Genomic DNA, 20455 nt, shown 5'->3' with positions numbered 1-20455 from the left:
TTTTTAGTATATCAGAAAGAAAAGATCCGGCAAATCACTTTCCGCCCTATCCCGCATAACACACGATTAAACAGCATAATAATCACCAGCTGACTTGGCCGGCCACCTCCACCTGAACCAGTCCACGCAACGAATTGCCCACATAAACAGCATCTGCCAAAACGACATCCTCCGGAAAGATCACCTGCTCCCGAACCAGACCTTTCTCGAGCAGCAGGCGACGGAAGGTCCCGGGCAAGAGCCCGCAGTGAACCGCCGGAGTGATAAGCTCTCCTTCAAGCTCAAGAAACACATTGGTAATCGTTCCTTCTGTTACTTCGCCCTGCCGGTTGCAAAACAGGACCTCGAAATATCCCTGGCTGACAGCGGTCGTCCGTTCGCGCTCATAGAGTTCCCGCCGGGTTGTCTTGTGGAAAAACTCGGTTTTCCTGTTATCAACAGGAAATCGGGAAAACAAGACCCTGGGCAGGGGATCCTCCCGGCGCACCTGAAGGGGCCTCGCTGGCCGGGACCAGGAGACCGGGGCCGAGTTCACCTCTGCCCGTCCGTCCCGGTGCAGGAGAAGCCGGACCCGGAGCGCAACCTTCCTGCCGGCGACATCCTGCTCCAGCGCTCTTCGGATTTCGACCGGATCCCAGACAAACATGTGGTAGCGGGCTGAATCACGAAGCCGGTCCAGGTGATAGTCAAGCAGCCAGAACCCCTGGCCCGGCTCCCAGAGCATGGTCTCGATGAGCTGGAAATCCGGCCGGGGACGGACCAGAAAACGGGACTTGAGCAGACTCTCCTCCCACTCTCCTTCCGGGTCTGAATCATGGACAATACCCGAACCGATACCCATCTCGCCACGGCCATCCTCCAGCACCAGGGTCCGGATGGGCACGTTAAACACCGCTTCACCATCCCCGGCCCAGCCGATGGCGCCGCAATAGACTCCGCGCTGTTTTTTTTCCAGCTCATGAATAATCTCCATGGTCCGGATCTTGGGAGCCCCGGTCACCGAACCGCAGGGAAAAAGAGCCCGGAACAGACGGTCCAGGCCGGGAAGGTGCCCACCTGTCGATATCCCCTCAATGGTCGAGGTCATCTGATGCAGTGTTTCATAGGTCTCCACGTCAAAAAGCGAGCGGACCCGCACCTGTCCCCCTCCGGACTCGTGCAGTAACCTCCCGAGATCATTGCGCAGCAGGTCGACGATCATCACGTTTTCACTTCTGTTTTTGACATCTCTGGCCAGCGCTCGCACAACCTCGGCATCTTCCATCGTGGTTCGCCCCCTGCCAAGAGTACCTTTCATGGGCCGCACGGTGATACGCTCACCCTGGACCCGAAAAAAAAGCTCGGGGGAAAAACTGAGGATATCCCGGTTATTTTTCCGCAACCAGGCCCCGAACCCCACAGACTGATTGCGCCGCAGTGTACGATACAGGGCTGCGACCGAACCTTGAAAAGAAAAATCAAGTTTCAGTGTATAATTGACCTGGTATGTATCACCGGCGCGGATGTACTTCTTGATGTCATCGACAGCACGGAGATACTCCTCCCTGGAGATGGCCGGGCACACATCGCTGACCCTGTACTGCTGCCTCCCGCTGGCCGCCACCGGGACATCCGGATCCAAAGACCATGACAAGGTCCGGTGGTCATAAATAAGGGGAGTGCGAAAGACTCCGAGCTCGGCGACCACCTGACCCGGGGGGATATCTGCACAGAGCCGCTGCAGAGCCGGTTCCAGGAGGTAGCCAAACTCATAACCTATCCATCCGGCCAGGACGTAGCCGCGTTCCTGCCAGCGGACGGCCCGGGCCAGGAACCTTCCGGCATCGTCCCCGGCCCGACACACAAGCCAGGTCCTGGCTTCGGTAAACAGGTACGAACGGTGTTCTGTATTACTCACCCGGGTGGTCTCGAGAAACACAAAATCCTGCTGGTGCTCGAGCCAGGCCGAGAGGGCTGTTATTTCCGGGTCTGCAAAGGGCTTCATGGATTCAATCAATCAGGCAATTCTTGGGAGCTCTGCCCACCATATTTCCAGGATGACTGTTGCCGTGCAAACGTTTCCACCACATCTTTGTTGCACTCCAGGCAAAACGGGACTTCCATATAAACCACCAGGGCACGTAAGGGCACGAAGATTTTTCCGGTTCATCCCTTTTTACACCCCCTGATCGCCGGACAATAAACCAAACACAGGGACCGCCGGATTCACCTGCACAGATAGGGAGATGCAAGAGGCAGTTTTTCGCCCTCAGCAGGACGACTCCCTTTTCCCCTCCCGCAGATGCACAAGACTGACAGACGATTACTGTTGCCAGAAGCAGCCCAATATTCTATAATGGGGGATTACGGTACTTTTCCAGACTTTTGCCGGCAACTGCCACTTCCCGGTCACTGCCGCCGCATTCCCTGGATCACTTTTTTTGTGACGACTTTTCCAACCAAGGAGGTTTCCATGCTGATCAAAGACTGGATGACCACAGCCATACTTACAGTGGACATCAACACCTCTGTCATGCGGGCCACACGGATCATGAAAGAAAACAATATCCGTCGGCTGCCGGTCATGTCCCACGGCAAACTGGTTGGTGTTGTCACTGACCGTGACCTCAAGGAGGCTTCACCCTCGACAACCTCGGAGGTCGACCTGCACGAGATGTACTACCTGCTCTCCGAGATGAAGATCAAGGACGTGATGACGGACAAATGTATCAGCCTGCGGGATGACGATACCCTTGAGAAAGCCGCGCTGGTCATGCTCAAGGAAAAAATTTCCGGAATCATGATTCTCGACAACGAGGGCAACCTTGTCGGCCTGCTCAGTGAAACCGACATTCTGCGCGGCTTCATTCACGCCACCGGTATCCAGGATGGCGCCCACCAGTTTGTCATCGATATGCCCGACAAGCCCGGTTCCGTATCCAGAGTTATCGATCTGTTGCGCAAGCAGGACGCCAGAGTCCTTTCCATCCTCACCTCATTTGATGACGCACCTCCGGGGATGAAACGGGTAGCAATCCGTATATCCATCGATGACACCAATGTCGACACCCTGAAAGAAGCCATCAGCAAACTGGAAAACTACCGCATAGTCTATCATGGCAAGGATGATCTGAAGAACCTGCCTACAAAGTGCAACTGAGGGGAACAAAAAACCTGTTTCAGGTCTATCTGAAAAACGGGATTTCTGTCCGGATTCACACCAGCTAAGCCTTTATTCCCGTGCGTCGATCACAAGCGCCGGACGACAAAAGGAAAAAACAACAACGGTACCGGGGCTGGAGAGAAAAACAGATTTCAGAGAGACCTTTAGATTTGCCGGCACCACTGATCTGTTGCCGGTAAACGTCAATTAAAGCAAGTCAAGGAGAGTTTTTATGTCGCGAAAAATGGTCACCATTGACGGCAATCAGGCGTGCACCCATGTTGCCTATGCCACCAGTGAAGTTATCACGATCTATCCCATCACTCCTTCATCTCCCATGGCGGCCGAAGCTGATGCCAAGGCCAATGCCAAGCAGGAGAATATCTGGGGCTCTGTTCCGGTCATCTCCCAGATGCAGTCCGAAGGCGGAGTGGCAGGTTCTCTGCATGGCTCCCTGTTGAGCGGAGCCCTGTGCACCACTTTCACCGCCTCACAGGGCCTGATGCTGATGCTGCCAAACATGTTCAAGATCGCCGGAGAGCTGACTCCGACGGTCTTCCATATCACCGCCCGTTCACTGGCCTGCCAGGGACTCTCCATCTTCGGTGACCATGGTGACGTGATGGCTGCCCGCCAGACCGGCTGGAGCATGCTCTGCTCCCAGAATGTCCAGGAAGCGCAGGACTTCGCCCTGATTGCCACTCAGTCCACACTTAAATCGCGCATTCCCTTCATGCACTTCTTCGACGGTTTCCGGACCTCGCATGAAATCGAGAAAGTCGAACAGCTCTCTTACGACGACATGCGGGCCATGATCGACGAGGAACTGATCATAGCGCACCGCAAGAGGGCCCTGACGCCGGACCGCCCATCAATGTGCGGTACCGCCCAGAATCCGGATGTGTATTTTACCGGTCGCGAGACCGTCAACAAGTACTACCAGGCCGTTCCCGGAATCGTCCAGGATACCATGGATAAGTTCGCCAAACTCACCGGCCGCCAGTACAGACTCTTTGATTACCACGGCTCTCCGGATGCCGAAGACGTCATTGTCATCATGGGCTCCGGTGCGGAAACCGTGGCCGCCACTATTGATTACCTGGCCAGCCAGGGCAAAAAGGCCGGCGTGGTTATTGTTCGTCTCTACCGGCCCTTTGATGCCAGGGCCATGGTCAACAGCCTGCCCGCCACGGTCAAACGGATCACGGTCCTGGATCGCTGCAAGGAGCCTGGTTCCGCCGGCGAACCTCTCTATCTCGACGTTCGGGCCGCCATTGCCGAGGCCTTTGAGGCCAACCGGGCCGCCTCGATGCCGCTCGTCCTCTCCGGCCGCTATGGACTGGGCTCGGCCGAGTTCAGCCCGGCCATGGTCAAGGCCGTGTTCGACAACATGGCCGCCATGGCACCCAAGAACCACTTCTGTGTCGGACCGCAGGACGACGTGACCTTCACCAGCCTCGACTACGACAAAGACTTCAACATCGAGGGAGAAGACGTCTTCCGGGCCATGTTCTACGGTCTGGGCTCCGACGGCACGGTCGGCGCCAACAAGAACACCATCAAGATCATCGGCACCGAGACCGACAACTACGCCCAGGGTTACTTTGTTTACGACTCCAAAAAGTCCGGGTCCATGACCGTGTCGCATCTGCGCTTCGGTCAGAACCCCATCGAGGCTCCCTACCTGATCAACAAGGCAAACTTTATCGCCTGCCACAACTTTACCTTCCTGGACAAGTACGACATGCTGTCCAACCTGGAGGAAGGCGGCATTTTTCTTTTGACCACCAGCTACAACAAAGACGAGGTTTGGGATCATCTGCCGGCCAAGGTTCAGAAGCAACTTATCGAAAAGAAAGCCAAGTTCTACATCATCGATGCCATCAAGCTCGCCGAGGCCATCGGCCTGGGAGCGCGCATCAACATGATTATGCAGACGGCCTTCTTCCTGATCTCCGGTATCCTGACCAAGGAGCAGGCCATCAAGGCGATCAAGGATGCCATCGAGAAGACCTATGGCAAAAAAGGCGAAAAGGTCGTCAAGATGAATTTTGACGCAGTTGACGCGGCGATCAACAATATCGTCGAGGTCACGATCCCAGGCAAAATCACCGGGCACGAGGTGCCGCCCACCGTTCCTGACGAAGCTCCTGATTTTGTCAAGGAAGTCACGGCCAAGATGATCGAAGGCAAGGGTGAAGAACTCAAGGTTTCCCAGATCCCGGCCGACGGCCGCTGGCCCACCGCCACCACCCAGTGGGAAAAACGTAACATTGCAGTCCATGTACCCGAGTGGATTCCGGAAAACTGCATACAGTGCGGCCAGTGCTCCCTGGTCTGCCCGCACGGCTGCCTGCGGATCAAGCTGGTCAAGCCGGAAGATCTCAAGAAGATGCCCAAGAGCTTCAAGACCATAGACGCGGTGGGCAAGCAGTTCAAAGGCATGAAGTTCGCTCTTCAGGTTTCCACCGAGGACTGTGTCGGCTGCACGCTGTGCGTTGGTGTCTGCCCGGCCAAGAAGAAGGCCCTGCAGATGGTGGATAACACCGAGACCCTGCGCGAACGTGAGTCCGGGAACTGGAAGTACTTCATGCAACTTCCCGAAGTGGACAACTCGCTCATCAATCCGGCCACCATCAAGGGCAGCCAGCTCAAGCGGCCGCTGTTCGAGTTCTCCGGTGCCTGCGCCGGCTGCGGCGAGACCCCTTATATCAAGCTGGCCACGCAGCTGTTCGGCGACCGGATGATGATCGCCAACGCCACCGGATGTTCTTCCATCTATGGCGGTAACCTGCCCACAACTCCTTACTGTCAGCGCGAAGACGGCCGAGGACCTTCCTGGTCCAACTCTTTGTTCGAGGACAATGCCGAGTTTGGCCTTGGAATGCGCCAGTCAGTGAACAAACTGGCCCTGCAGGCAGTGGAGCTGCTGGAGGAAGCGGCAGCTCAAAAGCTGGTCACCAGGAAAATGGCCACCGAAATGATCGAGGCGTCCCAGAAGACTCAGGACGAAATCGAACAGCAGCGGGCACGCGTGGACAAACTCAAGGCCAAGCTGGAAGGCAACAGGAACCCGGTTGCCGTTCGCCTTTACCACGTGGCCGATTACCTGGTCAAAAAATCCGTCTGGATCATAGGTGGTGACGGCTGGGCCTACGATATCGGTTACGGTGGTCTTGACCATGTGCTGGCCTCTGGCGAGAACGTCAATGTTCTGGTTCTGGATACCGAGGTCTACTCCAATACCGGTGGTCAGATGTCCAAGTCCACTCCGCGCGCAGCCACAGCCCAGTTCGCAGCCGGCGGCAAGAAGATGCCCAAGAAAGACATGGGCATGATCTTCTCCACCTACGGCAACGTCTACGTGGCCAAGGTAGCGCTCGGAGCCAACCCGCAGCAGACCGTCAAGGCCTTCAACGAGGCCGAGGCGTACGACGGTCCCTCGCTGATCATCGCCTACTCGCATTGCATCAACCACGGCCTGAACCTGGCCTTTGGGCTTGAGCAGCAGAAAAAAGCGGTTGCCTGTGGTCACTGGCCGCTGTACAGGTACAACCCGCTTCTGGAAGAGGAAGGCAAGAATCCGCTCATCATTGACTCCAAAGAGCCGTCCATTCCGTTTTCCGAGTATGCGCTGGCGGAAAACCGCTACCGCATGCTGAAGTTGACCAATCCGGAAATGGCCGACAAACTCATGGAGCAGGCCCAGAAGGACGTGGAGCGTTCCTGGAAGTTCCTGATGGGACGTTACAAAGCCCTGGAAGAGGGTTGAGCAGGTTAGCTGATCTTAAAACGAAGCATGTAAATAAAAAAAGCCCTTCCAGCGCTGGAAGGGCTTTTTTTATACTTTTTTATAATGATGCTCGCCCGGACCGGGGGAGCTGCGAGCAACTACCCTCTTCCCTCCCGGACCCAACGTGCCAGGAATCTAACGCTTACCCGACCTCTGACGTCTACCTGCAGGCAATGCAGGGAAAGGGCATCAACCTTTGGCCTCTTTACCGGCCGCCAGTTCCCTGGCGCGCTTCTCCTGGTCTTTTTTCATCCGCTCTCGTTCAGCCTTGAGTTCCAGATACTCCTGCTCAGCCTTCTTCAGAGCTTCATCCTGGCGCTTCTTGATCTCTTCGACCTTAGCCTTGATCTTCTCTTCCCGAATCTTCAGGCCTTCGGCCCCGAACAGGGTGTTGGCCAGGTATTTAAACGAGAACAGCATCAGTTCGATATCATCTTCCCGGATCTTGTCCAGGGTCTCCTGATCCACCTCGTAGGTATCGAGAAAGGAGCTCTCGAAGATGAACTTGCGAAAGGAATCAAGATCGGTAGAGGCCATGAAAAACATCCGCTTTGCAGCCTCGGACAGGGAAGCCTGGTGACCAAAGGACTTGCGGCGCATGACCAGACGCAACCACTCCTTGTTCATTTCATCCCGTACATCCACCCCCTGATCAGCCCGCCATTCACCGATAGTCCAGTGTTTGGGCTCTTCAAAACCCTTACAGTGCGGTTCCTTGACTATGAAGAAAAACTTTTCCTCCTTGGCGTCGTTGCTGCCCCCTTCATGGAAATCGGCCATGCCAACCGGATAATACCGGCAGGCGGACGGACGGTCAGAGTAAACGGTACATCCCTCGGGCGTGACAAAAGGGCAGGCTTTTTTCTCTTCCGTCAGCTTGATCTGGACCCCCGGCATGTCGGTCTTTTCAAGGTAGGTTGGCTCGGTGTACTTCATAATGAATTCATGAGCCGGGATTCCGAGGCGCTGACGCAGGATCAAAATATCGTACGGGGTCAGAACGATCTTGATATTATGACAGCAGGCGGTAAAACAGGAAACACCGGGATGACACTGAAACTGGAGATGGGAGTCCAGGGTCAGTTTCTCCGGCAGGATATGGGAGGGATTCTTGTCCGTTATCGTACTGAAATCTTTTTCTTTACCTGTAAAGCTCTTTTTTGTCTCTGTCATGCTATGCAATATCCTTTATAAAGGTTTGTCTTTGGTATCAGGATCAAGGGGATATCCCGTCTGCCAACCAGAAGAGGCAAGCCCTTGTCAGCTCGCACATCCTGGCCCTGCCCCAGATGATCTCCCGGCCGAAACACTGTCCCGTCCCGGTCCGGGTTTTGGCCGGGAACCAGCCCGCAGCTCTTTGAAAGCAGACAGAAAACACAATCTTTTATTGTACCACCTCCTTGTTTTCTGTCAAATGATAAGACCACTGACCAGGGGAATGAATAAAAAAACAGCTGAACTTTCCAGGGGCCAGGGTCGGGACTCCTTGCCATTTCCATGAAAAGTATATATATTTATCTGCTCTCGTAAAATATGATCTTCATACCTTAACCATACAACCCAGATGAAAAAAATCTTTACCACCCCCATTGACCTGAGCAAGGTGGAAACCCTGATCTACCACCTGCCCGATGGTCCTTCCTTCTCTCTTGAGATGAAAGGGATGGATGAGTTCATTGAAATCGAACTGGAAATCGGTGATATCTGTGACACCTCTGACATTGATGGTGTGATTCATTTCTTTCCCCGGGGAAATGCCTGAACCTGTGGCCGCCGACCACCTGGGTTTCCAGACCACCCCGCCAGCCCGGTCCTGAACTCCACCGAATCTCTCTTTCCTCCTGGTGGTCGATAGGCAGTGCAGAGCGTGACCATTTTCTCTCCCCTTTGCCGGCGCCACCCCTGTCCCGTGACTGACTACGATCTCAGATCCGACACCCACGTCCACACCAGACTGTGCAACCACGCCCGGGGCGAGATGGAAGACTATGTCCGGGCTGCGCTCAGACGCAACCTGACGCGGTTGACCTTTCTCGAACACCTGGAAGCAGATATCACCTACCCGCAACGAACCTGGCTGAGGGAGCATGACTTCAACAGCTATTTCGCCGAAGGTTCCCGGCTCCAGGATAAATATAAAGGCCAGCTCACCATCGAGCTTGGAGTGGAAGCGGGCTATAATCCCGAGGCCGTGGATCTGCTGCAGGCCCAGCTCGCACGCTGGCCCTTTGAACGGATCGGCCTTTCCTACCATTTCTATCGGGTGGGCTCACGTCATTACAACATGGTCAGCCGAAGGAGAGAAAACATGACCGTGCTGGGGCGAATCGGTGTCGAACAGGTTATCAGCGACTATCTCAGCGGTCTCGTTCAAGCTGTCCAGGAACTGAAGTGCGACGTGCTCTGTCACCTGGACGCGGTCATGCGCCACCACCCCGGATATTGTCTCCTGCCTTCCCACCACCGCCAGATAGACACTCTGCTCGACCTCATGGCCAGCCGGAACATTTCCCTGGAGATCAACACCTCCGGTTTTTCCATCCGCGACACCCCCCATCCGTCGCCGGACATCATCGCCAGAGCCAGAGATCGTGCCATTTTACTGACTGCCGGGTCGGATGCCCACCATCCAGGCCAGGTGGGTCGCCATTTCAGGGACCTTGCCCGCCTTCTCAACATTGGCAACTGACCCAAACATAAACCTGGCTTCGATCCGCCGTCTGCAATAACCAGCCGCTCGATTCAGCCACACCCTTCCCTCCCACAGAAAAATGCCGCAACCCTGAAAAGAATCCCGACCTGGAGAAATGTGACAAACCTGTGAGATCCGTTCGGTATTATTCATCGTCAGGAGGACTGACAGGTCCTGAACCGGACCGGGCAACGACCGGACAGAGACAGCACAATCGTATAGCGTTACCGGGTTTGTGACCAGGGAATTTCACCTGTCCAGAAGTTGCAACTGGTCAGGGGTGCGACGGGGATGGGCCATGCAGAAGGGAGAGAAAAGTAAAATGAAACAGCTTATCAGCGACCAGACCAGCCACTGGCTCAGTGTATCTGCCCTGGTACTCAGGGAACCACTGGAAAACCTGCAACCACTGGTCCTGCGAATCGGCAGGAAGAATACCGCCATGGGCTTGTACGCTACCGACCTGGCCCGGCTCCGCATGTCCGGCATGGACATGGAAACAATTCTCCACCGGATATGGCAGGCGGAGACACCGGTTTTAGTCCAGGAAGTCTTAAATACGGAAAAATTGCGTTCCCATCCCTCGGCCAGGGCCATCTGCTTCCTGGCCGACCTTGTGAAGTCCGACACCGGCGCTACCATCAGAAACCGGCTCAGCCAGAGGACAGAAACCGTGTCGTCAGGCGGCTCCACACTCCACTGACAACAAAAGCGGGTGCCATATCCGGTAACCCGCTTCCCTGCCTTCACCCCAACGACCTTTCCAGGATCAGGAAACCGCGATATATTTCCCCATGGCCTTTTTCAGAGACTCGGCACTGAACGGCTTGATCAGGATATCGTTCACGCCGACCTTCTGTGCCGCCTCATGATCCTGGGTATCCCCCTGGGTGGTCACCATAATAATGGGCAACTCTGAGGCCCCATACTTCTCCCGGATCTTTTCCGTAAGCTGAATACCGGTGATTTCCGGCATGTTCAAATCGGTAAGGACCAGGGCCGGTTTCTCCTTCTCAAGCCATTCCAGGGCCCCGGCCGGAAACTCGAACAGAACCGGCTCAAAGCCAAGCTCATGCAGGGTTGCCTTGTAGATATTGAGAATCATCCGTGAATCATCCACAGCGCAGATCTTTTGCCGGCTGCCGGCAGCATCGACAGTCCCGTCACCAATCCGGGACGCAAAGCTGTCCAGGCCATGCTTTTTGAGCAACTGAACATAGTGATCACGGATATCCTTGTGCGCATGGGGCAGATAGATAAGGGCTTTTTCCTGGAAATAATCTTCTCCGGCCAGACTGAGGAAAACATTGTCTACCTGGGCATTGACGATAATCTTGACGATATGGCGCGCTTCGTCGCTGTCGTTTTTGATCAGATTCTTTATTCCTGCGGCGAGAATCTCATTGAAATTCCGATCAATGGCCCGGGCCGCGGCAATGCAGACATGGTCCTCCGGATCGGTCAGTCCGGCAGCCAGGGTGTAGGCGCCCTTGCGCAGCGGCAGCCTGGCCAGGGCCTCATAGGCGGCAAACCGGACATTTGCATTGCGCGGCTCGCTGTTCAACAGTTTACGGATCGGCATGATGGCGCTCTCATCCCCGATATCTCCGAGTACGTTCAGAGTATGGATGAGCAGATCATCGTCCTCTTCCTTGAGATTTTCGATGAGCACCGGTACCGACTTGACTCCGATCCGGATCAGTTCCTCTTTTGCATAGGTCCTCATATGGGCATAATGGGACCGGAGGGTGTCGTTTAATTTTTCCAGCGAGACCGAATCCTGGACATCGGCGAAAATACCGAGAATCAGAAAATCAAGCTCGTTATCTGTCCCCATCCGTTCTGCCAGGCGATGCATGGCCGTGGAAGTACCCACCATCCCCAGGGCATGAATGGCGGTGATGATCAGCTCCCGGTCCGCCGAGTAGAGGTAATCGGTCAGGGTATTGATACACTGGGGATCCCCTATCAGCCCCAGGGTCTCTATAATCAGCTTGATCTGCAGGGAATCATCGGTCTCGCCAAGGAGATCAATCAACGCCTGGGTTGCCTCCTCGAGGCGCAGCTCACCAGCGGTCTCGATCATGATGGTTTTATCCTTGATCTGCGGATCACGCAGACTCTCGATAAGGACATCCGGATAAGCGATCAGGTGGGATATCAGTGTTTCCCGGACCACGGGCAGGGAATTACAGAGCTCGGGCTGAGTTGTGAGCAGGTAGTTGAGAAGCCGAACACTGAACCTGGGATCGGCCCGGGACAGCTCGTAAAGAATACGGTTCTGGCTTGTCTTGTCCACATCCGCAAGATGATCAAGGACAAGACAAGCCTTGAGAGTGTCACCGGTCTTGATATTGTCCCGTATTTCCTGGACCATGTGTTCGGGATTCACGCCTGCCATTCATCCGCTCCTTGTTTCCATAAATTGATCATGTCCCGGGAAACACTGATCGTCTCCCGGGACCAGCCAAGACCTATTGCCGGGGAATCCAGTCCACCCCGATACGGCGGATCACGTTAAAACCACCGCTTAATACCATGGTATTCGTTTTTCCAATATGGTCAAGAAAGACTTGAACCTCAAAGGATCTGGTCCCGGCGTCGCAGAGAATGATCAAGGTTTTGTCATCGGGAATTTCCTGGTGCCGTTTCCGAACCTCGGCATAGGGCACCGCCACCCACCGCCCGGCGCCAAATTTTTCCACAAAGGGCGAGGCTTCCAGTGGATGGCGGATGTCCAGGGCCGCCCAGTCAGGTTCCCGGGAGAAGTCCTCCATCCAGGCCAGGAAACGGCGCATGGACACCTTCCTCAGCCGGCCGGCACAGATATTGTCGGCCACAAAGGCCGCCGCATTAATTGAATCGACAGCGGCGGAAAAAGGCGGCGCATAAGCCATTTCCACGGTGATGAAGTCCTCGATGGTCGCCCCCTTGCTGATGAGGGCCGCCGCGGTGTCGATGCGAGCGGAAATGGAATCGTTCATCATCCCGAATCCCTGCAGCCCCAGGACCTTCCGGGTCCGTTTATCAAAGACCATCTGGTAGACGACAATGGCCTCACCGGGAAAGAAATGGGCCCGGTCCGAGGGAGCGGTGAGGGCATAATCCGCCTCGAACCCCTCGGCCAGGGCCGCCTCGAAGGTCAGGCCCGTGGCTGCGATACACCGATCAAAGGCCTTCATGATAAAGGAGCCGACCACTCCGTCAAAGGTGGACGGAATGCCGGCCATGTTGTCGCCGACAATACGCCCCTCGCGGTTGGCAAGCGAACCCAGCGGCGCATAGGTCTCCTTGCCTGTGATCAGGTTGGTGGTGGCGATGCAGTCGCCGGCGGCGTAGATATCAGGGTCGGTTGTTTGCAACCTGCGGTTGACCACGACCCCACCCCAGGGAGCCACCGCAAGACCGGCCTCCCTGGCCAGCTCGCTGCGCGGCCGTACACCGGCGGCCATAATAACGAGATCAGCTTCCAGGGTCCGCTCCGGTGTCTTGACCGCCACCACCTTGCCCTCGTCATTGCCGACCAGCTCGGTTGCACCTTCACCCGTATAAACCGCGATCTCCTTTTCTTCGAGGTGGGTTTTGAGCATGGCGGCAAATTCCCAGTCCACGATCCGTGGCAGCAACTGAGGCATAAACTCCACCAGGGACGTCTGTACCCCCCAGAGATCGGTCAGGGCCTCGGCCATCTCCACACCGATGGCACCACCGCCGATAACCACGGCTTTTTCCACCATGCCCCGGGCAATTCTTTTCTTTATCTCGATGGCCTTATGGAGATCCGAGATGGTGAAAACCCCGTCCAAATCTGTTCCAGGGACAGGAAGAACAACCGGCCGGGCTCCGGTGGCCAGCATGAGTTTGTCATAGGACAGCTCAGTTTGCTCACCAGTGTCGAGATTTTCCACCAGCACCTTTTTGTCCTTTCTGTTGATGGAAAGGGCCCGGGTCCTGGTCAGCACAGTGACCCCCTTGGCATCGGCAAAAAACTTCTCGTCCCGGATCATGTGAAACGAGGTGGAACGGAGCTCGGATTCATCGGAGACATCGCCACAGACATAGTAGGGAATGCCACAGCCGCCGTACGATATGAGAGAATCCTGGTCGACAACGGTCACCTCCCATCCGGGCCTGACTCTTTTCAGATGACAGGCGGCCTTGGGTCCGGCAGCCACCCCGCCGATAATGAGAACTTTCTTGACCTCACTCATTTTCTCCTCCTGTGAAAAAAATTGATCGCCACCGAGATTACCTGGTGTGCAGAAAAATAACGTATCGATTCAGCACGGAAAGACTCTGTACCACAGAGCTAAATAAAACCCCGTTCAAGGACCGGAAAGGATGATCATCCAACAATCAGGACCTGGAACCGGACCGACCCCCCCGATACATTCGAATATGCATTTTTTCAAAGGTGACCAGGCCGTCATCAAGTACGGGATCTATGATCTCGAAAAACTGTTCCAGCATATCCCGGGTATCGATAAACTCGACAATCACTGGCAGGTCTTCGGACAGTCGGAGAATAGATGCGGTCTTGATCCGGGAATTAGCGCCGTATCCCATCATACCCCGAATCACAGTGGCCCCTGCAATCCCGCATTCACGGGCCTTCAATACCAGCCACTCGTAGAGTGGTTTACCATCACACCGGTTCTTTTCGCCGATAATCACCCGCAGCATATATCCCTCTCCGGGCAGTTCCATGGATCACCTCCAGATAGCAGATGCTATCATCCGGCCAAGCCAGACCATCAGGAGACCGACAACAACCTGGCTACCGGCATTGGCCGTGGCCAGGCCCATACGGCCATCCCGGATCAGATTCAGGGTTTCGTTGCCAAAAGTCGAAAAAGTGGTGAAAGCTCCAAGCAGACCAATAAGGACAAAAGCACGGGTCTCCACCGACAGCATACCCCTGGTTTCCACCAGTTGGGACAGCAGGCCGATAACCAGACAGCCGAGCATATTCACCGCCATGGTGCCAAATGGAAAAACGATGGAGCCGGACCGATCCTGGACCCAGCCGCTGACCAGGTATCTCAGCACCGCGCCCGTGAAACCGCCCATGCCTATAATAGCCAGTCTGCCCAGTGATTCCATGACACCTGCTGCAAAATTCTCTGCGCCTCCCGGCCGGGAGATCCAGAAGAATCTCTGGTCTGCAGGCCGAGGTCACCGCTGTTTCAATATCTGGACCGCTCCGGACAGGAACCGGGACCAGTCGTCAAATACCATCTCGTCCAGGCTGATGGTTCCAGCGCTGGTTTGAAGACGTAATCCACGAAGATACACAGTATGGCCGGTCAAATCAACCGCCGTATGGCCACCGCCGGCCCGGAACCAGGGTTCCATGGCCGTGGCCACAGTCAAAGGTCTGACCGCCATAACCGCCTGATCGGGATCGCCTCCCGGACCAGCCTGGACCGCGAGATGAGGTTCCTCGACACAATCGAGAGGACCACGGAAGACCACCTGCTCCCCTATCATCTTAAATCGCGGCAGCACAAGCAGGGAATCCTCAAAATAGCCCGCACCCTCCAGCTGCAAACTCCCGCCAAAACGCAGTTCCGGATCAAGCCATTTTCCCTGGTGCAGGATGGCGCCAAGTCGCTCCAGATCCATATTCAGAAAAACCCGGTAGCGTCCCTGCAACGCTGCGGAAACCGGGACAGGGAAATTTTCAAAATCAAACCAAAGCCGGCCAGGTCGGGAATCAAGCTGCAGTCGTCCTTCCCGGACCAATCCCTTTCCCAGCCGGGTTCCTGTACCACCCAGGCTCAACCGAACTTTGAGAGGCTCCCCGGAAAGAATATTCTTCTGTCGGTAAAACAGCGCAAACTGTTTGACCTGGGCCTGGCTCTCGAGCACGAACCCGGAACCGGAATAGTGGTATTCAAGGTCCAGATCCAGAACACCATCACCTCGCAACGGCCACCCGGTACGCCCTGAAATCCGCTCCAGCAGCGAGGCGAGGGCAAAATGACGTGCCCCGACACTGGCTTTGACCACCAGGGCACCGGTGTCTATTCCCAGATGTGCGGGAGGCAGATTGACCCGCCCCCTGACCGTGACCACCTGGCCCTTATCCATGGCCAGGAGCACCGAAGAGGAAAAGGTAATGGTGCCACCTTCCAGGGCGGCCTTGATGCGGAAGCGATGCGGGGTCTCCGATAACAGGCCCGCTTGCTGGATGGCTCCATCGATTATACGTAACTGGACCAGCAGTTCGTCCCAGGGCGGGAGAAACCAGGTCCCCGGAACGGCCTCACCGATGGACTCCTGCCTGGTAGTCTGGACCGGTGACTGTGTACGGGACCGGATCCCGACCCGGACAACCGGTTGCTCAAGGGTGAAAACTCCAAGATTTTTCGGCGCCGCAACCAGGGCAAGCAGCCCGCGGCTACCGCTGACCCTGGGGACAGTCAACTCTACACCCAACTCCGGCTTCCGGCAGGTCAGATTGCGGACTTCCAGACCCCGAAACCAGCCAATGGAGCAGGAACCCAGTTCCAGAGTAATGGACAGGCGTGAACGGAGCTCTTGTTCTATCAGGTCCAGAACCACTGCAGAGGAAAGGAAGACAGGCAGAAAGAAAAAAAACAGTCCGGCAAGGAACAGAACGGGTATCCACAGTATTTTTCTCGTGTTCTTTGCTGCCAACTCGCGCCTCTTGCTGTTCTAACCTACACCTGATGGCTACCTTGCCGCGAAAGAGGATCCTTGTCAACAGGGATCAGGGTACGTACAATGTACTTGGTGCAAACCATGATTCGCACCCAGATTGAACGTTTGAGCCGCCTGAAAAAGGTTGAATAAACAGTCACTGTTTCGGATACATCTGCCGTGGTTGCCGACACTCTGCTCATTGTTGACGACGAGACCGACCTGCTGGCCGGACTCAAGCGCCTTGCCGCCAGCTCGCTGGACTGCGAGGTCCTGACAGCTGACTGCGGGCACAAGGCCCTGACCCTGCTCCAGAGCATGGATATCCAGATCGTCCTCTCCGACATCCGCATGCCGGACATGGACGGCATGGCACTGCTGGAGCGAATCAAGAACGAATTTCCCGGAACCGATGTCATCCTGATGACAGCCTACGGAACCATTGACCAGGCGGTCAAGGCCCTCCAGCAGGGAGCCTACGACTTCATCACCAAACCGCTCAACCACCAACAGCTCTTCCACATCATCGGCAACTGCCTGGAACGACGCCACCTGCTCCAGAAAAACGTCAACCTGGAACGCCAGATCAAAGCCCAGCGTGAAACCGGGCGTTTCATCGGTCAGAGTCCTGCCCTGGCCCAGGTTCTGTCGGTAATCAAACTGGTGGCCGCCTCCAACATCTCGGTACTTATTACCGGCCAGTCAGGGACCGGTAAAGAGCTGGCAGCCAAGACCATCCACCGGCTCAGCGACCGTTCTGACCGGGAAATGATCGCCGTCAACTGCCCTGCACTGCCGGAAGCGGTGCTGGAAAGTGAACTGTTTGGCCATAAAAAAGGTGCCTTCACCGGCGCGGATACGGACCATCCGGGACTCTTTGCCGCCGCCGACGGCTCCACCCTGTTTCTCGATGAAATCGGCGACCTGCCCCTCGGGTTGCAGACAAAACTGCTCCGCGTCCTCCAGGAGCGGGAAATCCGCCCGGTGGGCGGTACCAGGACCCGCAGGATCGACGTGCGGATCATCGCCTCGACCAATCAGGATCTCCAGGAAAAAATGCGCCAGGGCCAGTTCCGCGAAGACCTCTACTACCGCCTCAGTGAAATCACCCTCCAGATGCCTCCCCTGTGTTCCATGTGCGAGGACATTCCGCTTCTGGCCGAGCATTTTCTCAATCACTACTGCCGGGAACAGAACCGGGAACCCAAAACTCTCTCGCCCGAGGCCGTACGTCAACTCTGCCAGGCCAGGTGGCCCGGCAATGTCCGGGAGCTGCAAAACACCATCAAGCGGACAGTACTCCTCGCCCCCGGCCCGGTCATACAGCCGCAGGACCTCGCCCTTGAAGACAATCCCTGTACCTGCGGCGAGGACGACATGGAAGCCCTGCTCAACATGGACTACCGGAGTGCCAAAAACCAGGCTCTGCGGCTATTCAGCACCAGGTACCTCACCAGACTTCTCAAACGAACCGGCGGTAATGTCAGCCAGGCCGCCAGGGAGTGCGGCCTGGAACGCCAGTCCCTCCAGCACCTGCTGCGCAAATACAATATCTCGGCCCAGCAGTTCCGCACCGCCCGGTCCTGACCTGCCCTGCCTGTACCTGCCCGCTTTACTGCAAAAAAAATCTGGCACTGTCATCAAAATACTGCTGCTTTTTCCCTTCCACAGCCCTTTTCCCGACCCGGTCTCATGGTTTTGATAAAAAAAATTATTCATCCTGTCAAATAGTTAAATACATGGGCCCACACCATCTCCGGGACGGCATACCTGTTGCAATTTCGAGGCTGTAGACAGGGCGTCCGCACCACGCACATCCAGGCGGAGCGGGCGGGAAAATCGCGAACCATGCTTTAAAACGGAGGTAGTCATGACAGAGAAGAAACAGATGAAGTCCAGTGGATCCGGAACTCTGTCCGGTGGCGAAATGGACACCAGCAGTGTTCTCGAAGGCGCCGAGCCCTGGGAACCAGTGGAGACCAAGCTGGTCGTGGGCTCGCTGATCGCCGCAGCCATTGCCCTGGTTGTCGGTCTGATGCTTGTCCCGTCATCCGTTCTCCACTGAGAGGAACAACCATGTTCAGGAAAAAAAAGACAAAAAACGCAAAAAAGAACCGAAAAACCATTGAACTGATCCTTGGTCACGATGGCCGCAACTGGACCCTGTCCGGTGATCAGCTGACCTCACTGTCCGCGCCCACACTCGACGAGCTGGACCGCAAGCTGGAATCAGCCCTGCAGCATGTATGGAAACAGGAACCGCTCGAGGTCTTCATGACCAGCGACAACGAAATGATTCCCGGCTGGATGCGGCCATTCATGAATCATTACTTCAACCGGATCCTTGAACTGCCGCTGAGGTACAACTGAGTTCCGGGGCTGTGACCTGGTAACGGAGTCCGGGTCCTGCACGGTCCTTTAAAGCCGGTTTATGTTTCAAGAATAAACCATGAAGGGAGGAGAATAGAGAAATGGCAAAAACACAACGCGCCTGGTACTCAGGCATGCTCACAACCGAAGACTGGTGGGCAGTGTGGCTCGGCCTCACCTTTTTTGGCCTTGGCCTGCTCACCCTGGCCGGCATTGACCTCGTTGGCTGGATTGCCTATCCCAAGAAATGGGTCTTCAGCCTGCCCGACGGGGCCATTGCCAAAAAAATCGTCACCATCGACAAAGCCTTCTACGCCCTGGGCGGCAAATACAGCCTGACCGCAAAAGACACCTACAAGGCTCTGGGCCCCATTGGTTCAATCCTGGTTACTTACGTAGTATTCACCGTCGCGACCACCATCGGCGCCTATTTCCAAAAATGGGACGTGAAGCGGTACGTGGCAGGATGGACCATTATTTTCTTTCTGACCTATTTTGTCTGGTTCATAGGCCACCACGCCTTTTTCTCCGCTTCAGTGGTTGACCTGAAAAAAAGCCATTTTCCACAGATGTTCACCCTTTCGCTGGGAGGCGGAGCATCGTTCATCCTGGCCCTCATTGTCGGCCTGATCATCGGCAACTTCTTCAAACCCCTGGCCCGCTATCTCAGCGAGGCGGCCAAGCCGGAATGGTTCATCAAGACCGCCATCGTCTTCCTGGGCGTCAAGGTCGGCTACCTGCCGATCAAAGCCGTTCTCCAGACCGCCCACCTCGGCAGCAAAGGAGCCCAGATCGGCCATGAAATGGCCAATCTCACCTTTGACCTGTTCACCGCCGGGGCCGCGGCTACGGTTGTCGCCTACCTGATCTTCTGGCCGGGCGTCTACTCTCTCTCCCGGCTCATCTTCAAACTTCCCAGAAAAACGGCCGCCGTCCTGGCGTCTGCCATTTCCATCTGTGGTGTTTCCGCCGCAGTAGCCACCGGTGGCGCGGTCCGGGCCCGGCCGGTGGTCTCCATCATGGTATCGGCCCTGGTGGTTGTCTATGCTGTTATCGAGCTGGTTATTCTTCCCGGTGTCTTCACCCATGTCTGGCCGGGCACCAGTGACCCGCTGGTCGCCGGCTCGGCCATGGGTATGGCTGTCAAGACCGATGGCGCCGACGCGGCCGCCGGAGAACTGCTCGACGAGTTCATGCGGAACAAAATCGAACAGGAAACCAACGGCCAGGTGGTCTGGATGAGCGGCATCATCACCACCTCCGCGGTAATGACCAAGATCTGGATCGACATGTTCATCGGTTTGTGGGCCTTTATTCTGGCCCTGGTCTGGGTGTATAAAATAGAAAAACACGAAGGAGACCGGGTCCCGTTCTCAGAGGTCTGGTTCCGCTTTCCAAAATTTGTTCTTGGTTACTTTGCAGCCTGGTTTGTCTACCTGGGTATCTTCTTTGGTCCGGGACATGCCGGCGCCGCAGAGGGCATGTCAGTGCTCAAGGCCGCCAAGGCCGGTGCCGTGCCGGTGGAAAAAGGCATGCGGAAGCTTTTCTTCATGCTGACCTTCATGAGCCTTGGTATTATCACAGATTTCAAGAAACTGGCCGAGGCCCAGTTTGGCAAGATGGTCTGGGTCTACTTTGTTGCCCTGTTCCTGTTCATCATTCCGGTGGCGCTCATCATCGCCTACCTGTTCCACCACGGGATGCAGATCCCCAACATGGCGTCCCTGGCAGGAGCAACCATCAACTGATCCTTCAAGAGTAAAAAAACCCGGCCGGTTCCGATCCGGCCGGG

16 protein-coding genes are annotated in these 20455 nt (G+C 55.9%); 9 read left to right on the top strand and 7 right to left on the bottom strand.

What is annotated here, in order from left to right; translation table 11 throughout:
• Nucleotides 1-82: 82 nt before the first annotated feature.
• A complete protein-coding gene (pabB, locus tag ACXJJY_RS02755; RefSeq protein ID WP_456385180.1) occupies nucleotides 83-1984 on the bottom strand; it encodes an aminodeoxychorismate synthase component I in 1902 nt (633 codons plus the stop codon).
• 468 nt (nucleotides 1985-2452) lie between these two features.
• Here pabB and ACXJJY_RS02750 point away from each other — a divergent pair, with 468 nt between their 5' ends.
• On the top strand, nucleotides 2453-3139 hold the full coding sequence (locus ACXJJY_RS02750) for a CBS and ACT domain-containing protein (protein WP_456385179.1): 687 nt from the start codon (nucleotides 2453-2455) through the stop codon (nucleotides 3137-3139).
• A 235-nt stretch (nucleotides 3140-3374) separates the two neighbouring features.
• On the top strand, nucleotides 3375-6914 hold the full coding sequence (gene nifJ, locus ACXJJY_RS02745; protein WP_456385178.1) for a pyruvate:ferredoxin (flavodoxin) oxidoreductase: 3540 nt from the start codon (nucleotides 3375-3377) through the stop codon (nucleotides 6912-6914).
• A gap of 210 nt (nucleotides 6915-7124) precedes the next feature.
• Here the strand turns inward: nifJ and ACXJJY_RS02740 are convergent, their stop codons facing one another.
• Nucleotides 7125-8108, bottom strand: a complete 984-nt coding sequence (locus ACXJJY_RS02740) for a YkgJ family cysteine cluster protein (RefSeq protein ID WP_456385177.1) — start codon at nucleotides 8106-8108, stop codon at nucleotides 7125-7127.
• Between the two features lie 391 nt (nucleotides 8109-8499).
• Between ACXJJY_RS02740 and ACXJJY_RS02735 the strand changes: the two genes are divergently transcribed.
• The 3 genes from ACXJJY_RS02735 to ACXJJY_RS02725 all read left to right on the top strand — a co-directional run bounded on the left by ACXJJY_RS02735 (nucleotide 8500) and on the right by ACXJJY_RS02725 (nucleotide 10330).
• The gene (locus ACXJJY_RS02735; RefSeq protein ID WP_456385176.1) at nucleotides 8500-8697 is read left to right on the top strand and encodes a hypothetical protein; all 198 of its coding nucleotides are present in this window, start codon (nucleotides 8500-8502) and stop codon (nucleotides 8695-8697) included.
• Between the two features lie 147 nt (nucleotides 8698-8844).
• Nucleotides 8845-9624: a histidinol-phosphatase gene (locus tag ACXJJY_RS02730; protein WP_456385175.1), complete on the top strand. Its 780-nt coding sequence runs from the start codon at nucleotides 8845-8847 to the stop codon at nucleotides 9622-9624.
• Between the two features lie 325 nt (nucleotides 9625-9949).
• Nucleotides 9950-10330 (top strand): hypothetical protein, encoded by a 381-nt coding sequence (locus tag ACXJJY_RS02725; protein ID WP_456385174.1) that lies wholly within the window; start codon nucleotides 9950-9952, stop codon nucleotides 10328-10330.
• Nucleotides 10331-10396: 66 nt separating this feature from the next.
• Here ACXJJY_RS02725 and ACXJJY_RS02720 read toward each other — a convergent pair whose 3' ends face one another.
• From ACXJJY_RS02720 to ACXJJY_RS02700, 5 genes are all read right to left on the bottom strand, one after another.
• Nucleotides 10397-12028, bottom strand: coding sequence for a HEAT repeat domain-containing protein (locus ACXJJY_RS02720; protein WP_456385173.1), 1632 nt, complete (start codon nucleotides 12026-12028; stop codon nucleotides 10397-10399).
• A 73-nt stretch (nucleotides 12029-12101) separates the two neighbouring features.
• Nucleotides 12102-13838 carry an FAD-dependent oxidoreductase gene (locus ACXJJY_RS02715; protein ID WP_456385172.1) on the bottom strand — a complete coding sequence of 579 codons (1737 nt, stop codon included), beginning with the start codon at nucleotides 13836-13838 and terminating at the stop codon, nucleotides 12102-12104.
• A gap of 145 nt (nucleotides 13839-13983) precedes the next feature.
• Entirely contained in the window at nucleotides 13984-14334 is a 351-nt protein-coding gene (locus tag ACXJJY_RS02710; protein ID WP_456385171.1) for a DUF190 domain-containing protein, read from the bottom strand.
• A gap of 3 nt (nucleotides 14335-14337) precedes the next feature.
• The gene (gene crcB, locus ACXJJY_RS02705; protein WP_456385170.1) at nucleotides 14338-14730 is read right to left on the bottom strand and encodes a fluoride efflux transporter CrcB; all 393 of its coding nucleotides are present in this window, start codon (nucleotides 14728-14730) and stop codon (nucleotides 14338-14340) included.
• 72 nt (nucleotides 14731-14802) lie between these two features.
• On the bottom strand, nucleotides 14803-16290 hold the full coding sequence (locus ACXJJY_RS02700; protein WP_456385169.1) for a hypothetical protein: 1488 nt from the start codon (nucleotides 16288-16290) through the stop codon (nucleotides 14803-14805).
• Between the two features lie 183 nt (nucleotides 16291-16473).
• Between ACXJJY_RS02700 and ACXJJY_RS02695 the strand changes: the two genes are divergently transcribed.
• The 4 genes from ACXJJY_RS02695 to ACXJJY_RS02680 all read left to right on the top strand — a co-directional run bounded on the left by ACXJJY_RS02695 (nucleotide 16474) and on the right by ACXJJY_RS02680 (nucleotide 20411).
• Nucleotides 16474-17880, top strand: a complete 1407-nt coding sequence (locus ACXJJY_RS02695; RefSeq protein WP_456385168.1) for a sigma-54-dependent transcriptional regulator — start codon at nucleotides 16474-16476, stop codon at nucleotides 17878-17880.
• Between the two features lie 283 nt (nucleotides 17881-18163).
• Entirely contained in the window at nucleotides 18164-18358 is a 195-nt protein-coding gene (locus ACXJJY_RS02690) for a hypothetical protein (RefSeq protein ID WP_456385167.1), read from the top strand.
• 11 nt (nucleotides 18359-18369) lie between these two features.
• On the top strand, nucleotides 18370-18663 hold the full coding sequence (locus tag ACXJJY_RS02685; RefSeq protein ID WP_456385166.1) for a DUF5395 family protein: 294 nt from the start codon (nucleotides 18370-18372) through the stop codon (nucleotides 18661-18663).
• Between the two features lie 101 nt (nucleotides 18664-18764).
• Nucleotides 18765-20411 (top strand): putative sulfate exporter family transporter, encoded by a 1647-nt coding sequence (locus tag ACXJJY_RS02680; protein WP_456385165.1) that lies wholly within the window; start codon nucleotides 18765-18767, stop codon nucleotides 20409-20411.
• Nucleotides 20412-20455: the final 44 nt, after the last annotated feature.

It is taken from the genome of Desulfolithobacter sp., assembly GCF_054025815.1.
Note: the sequence above shows the minus strand (reverse complement) of the source record. Positions and strands in the feature narration are given on the sequence as shown.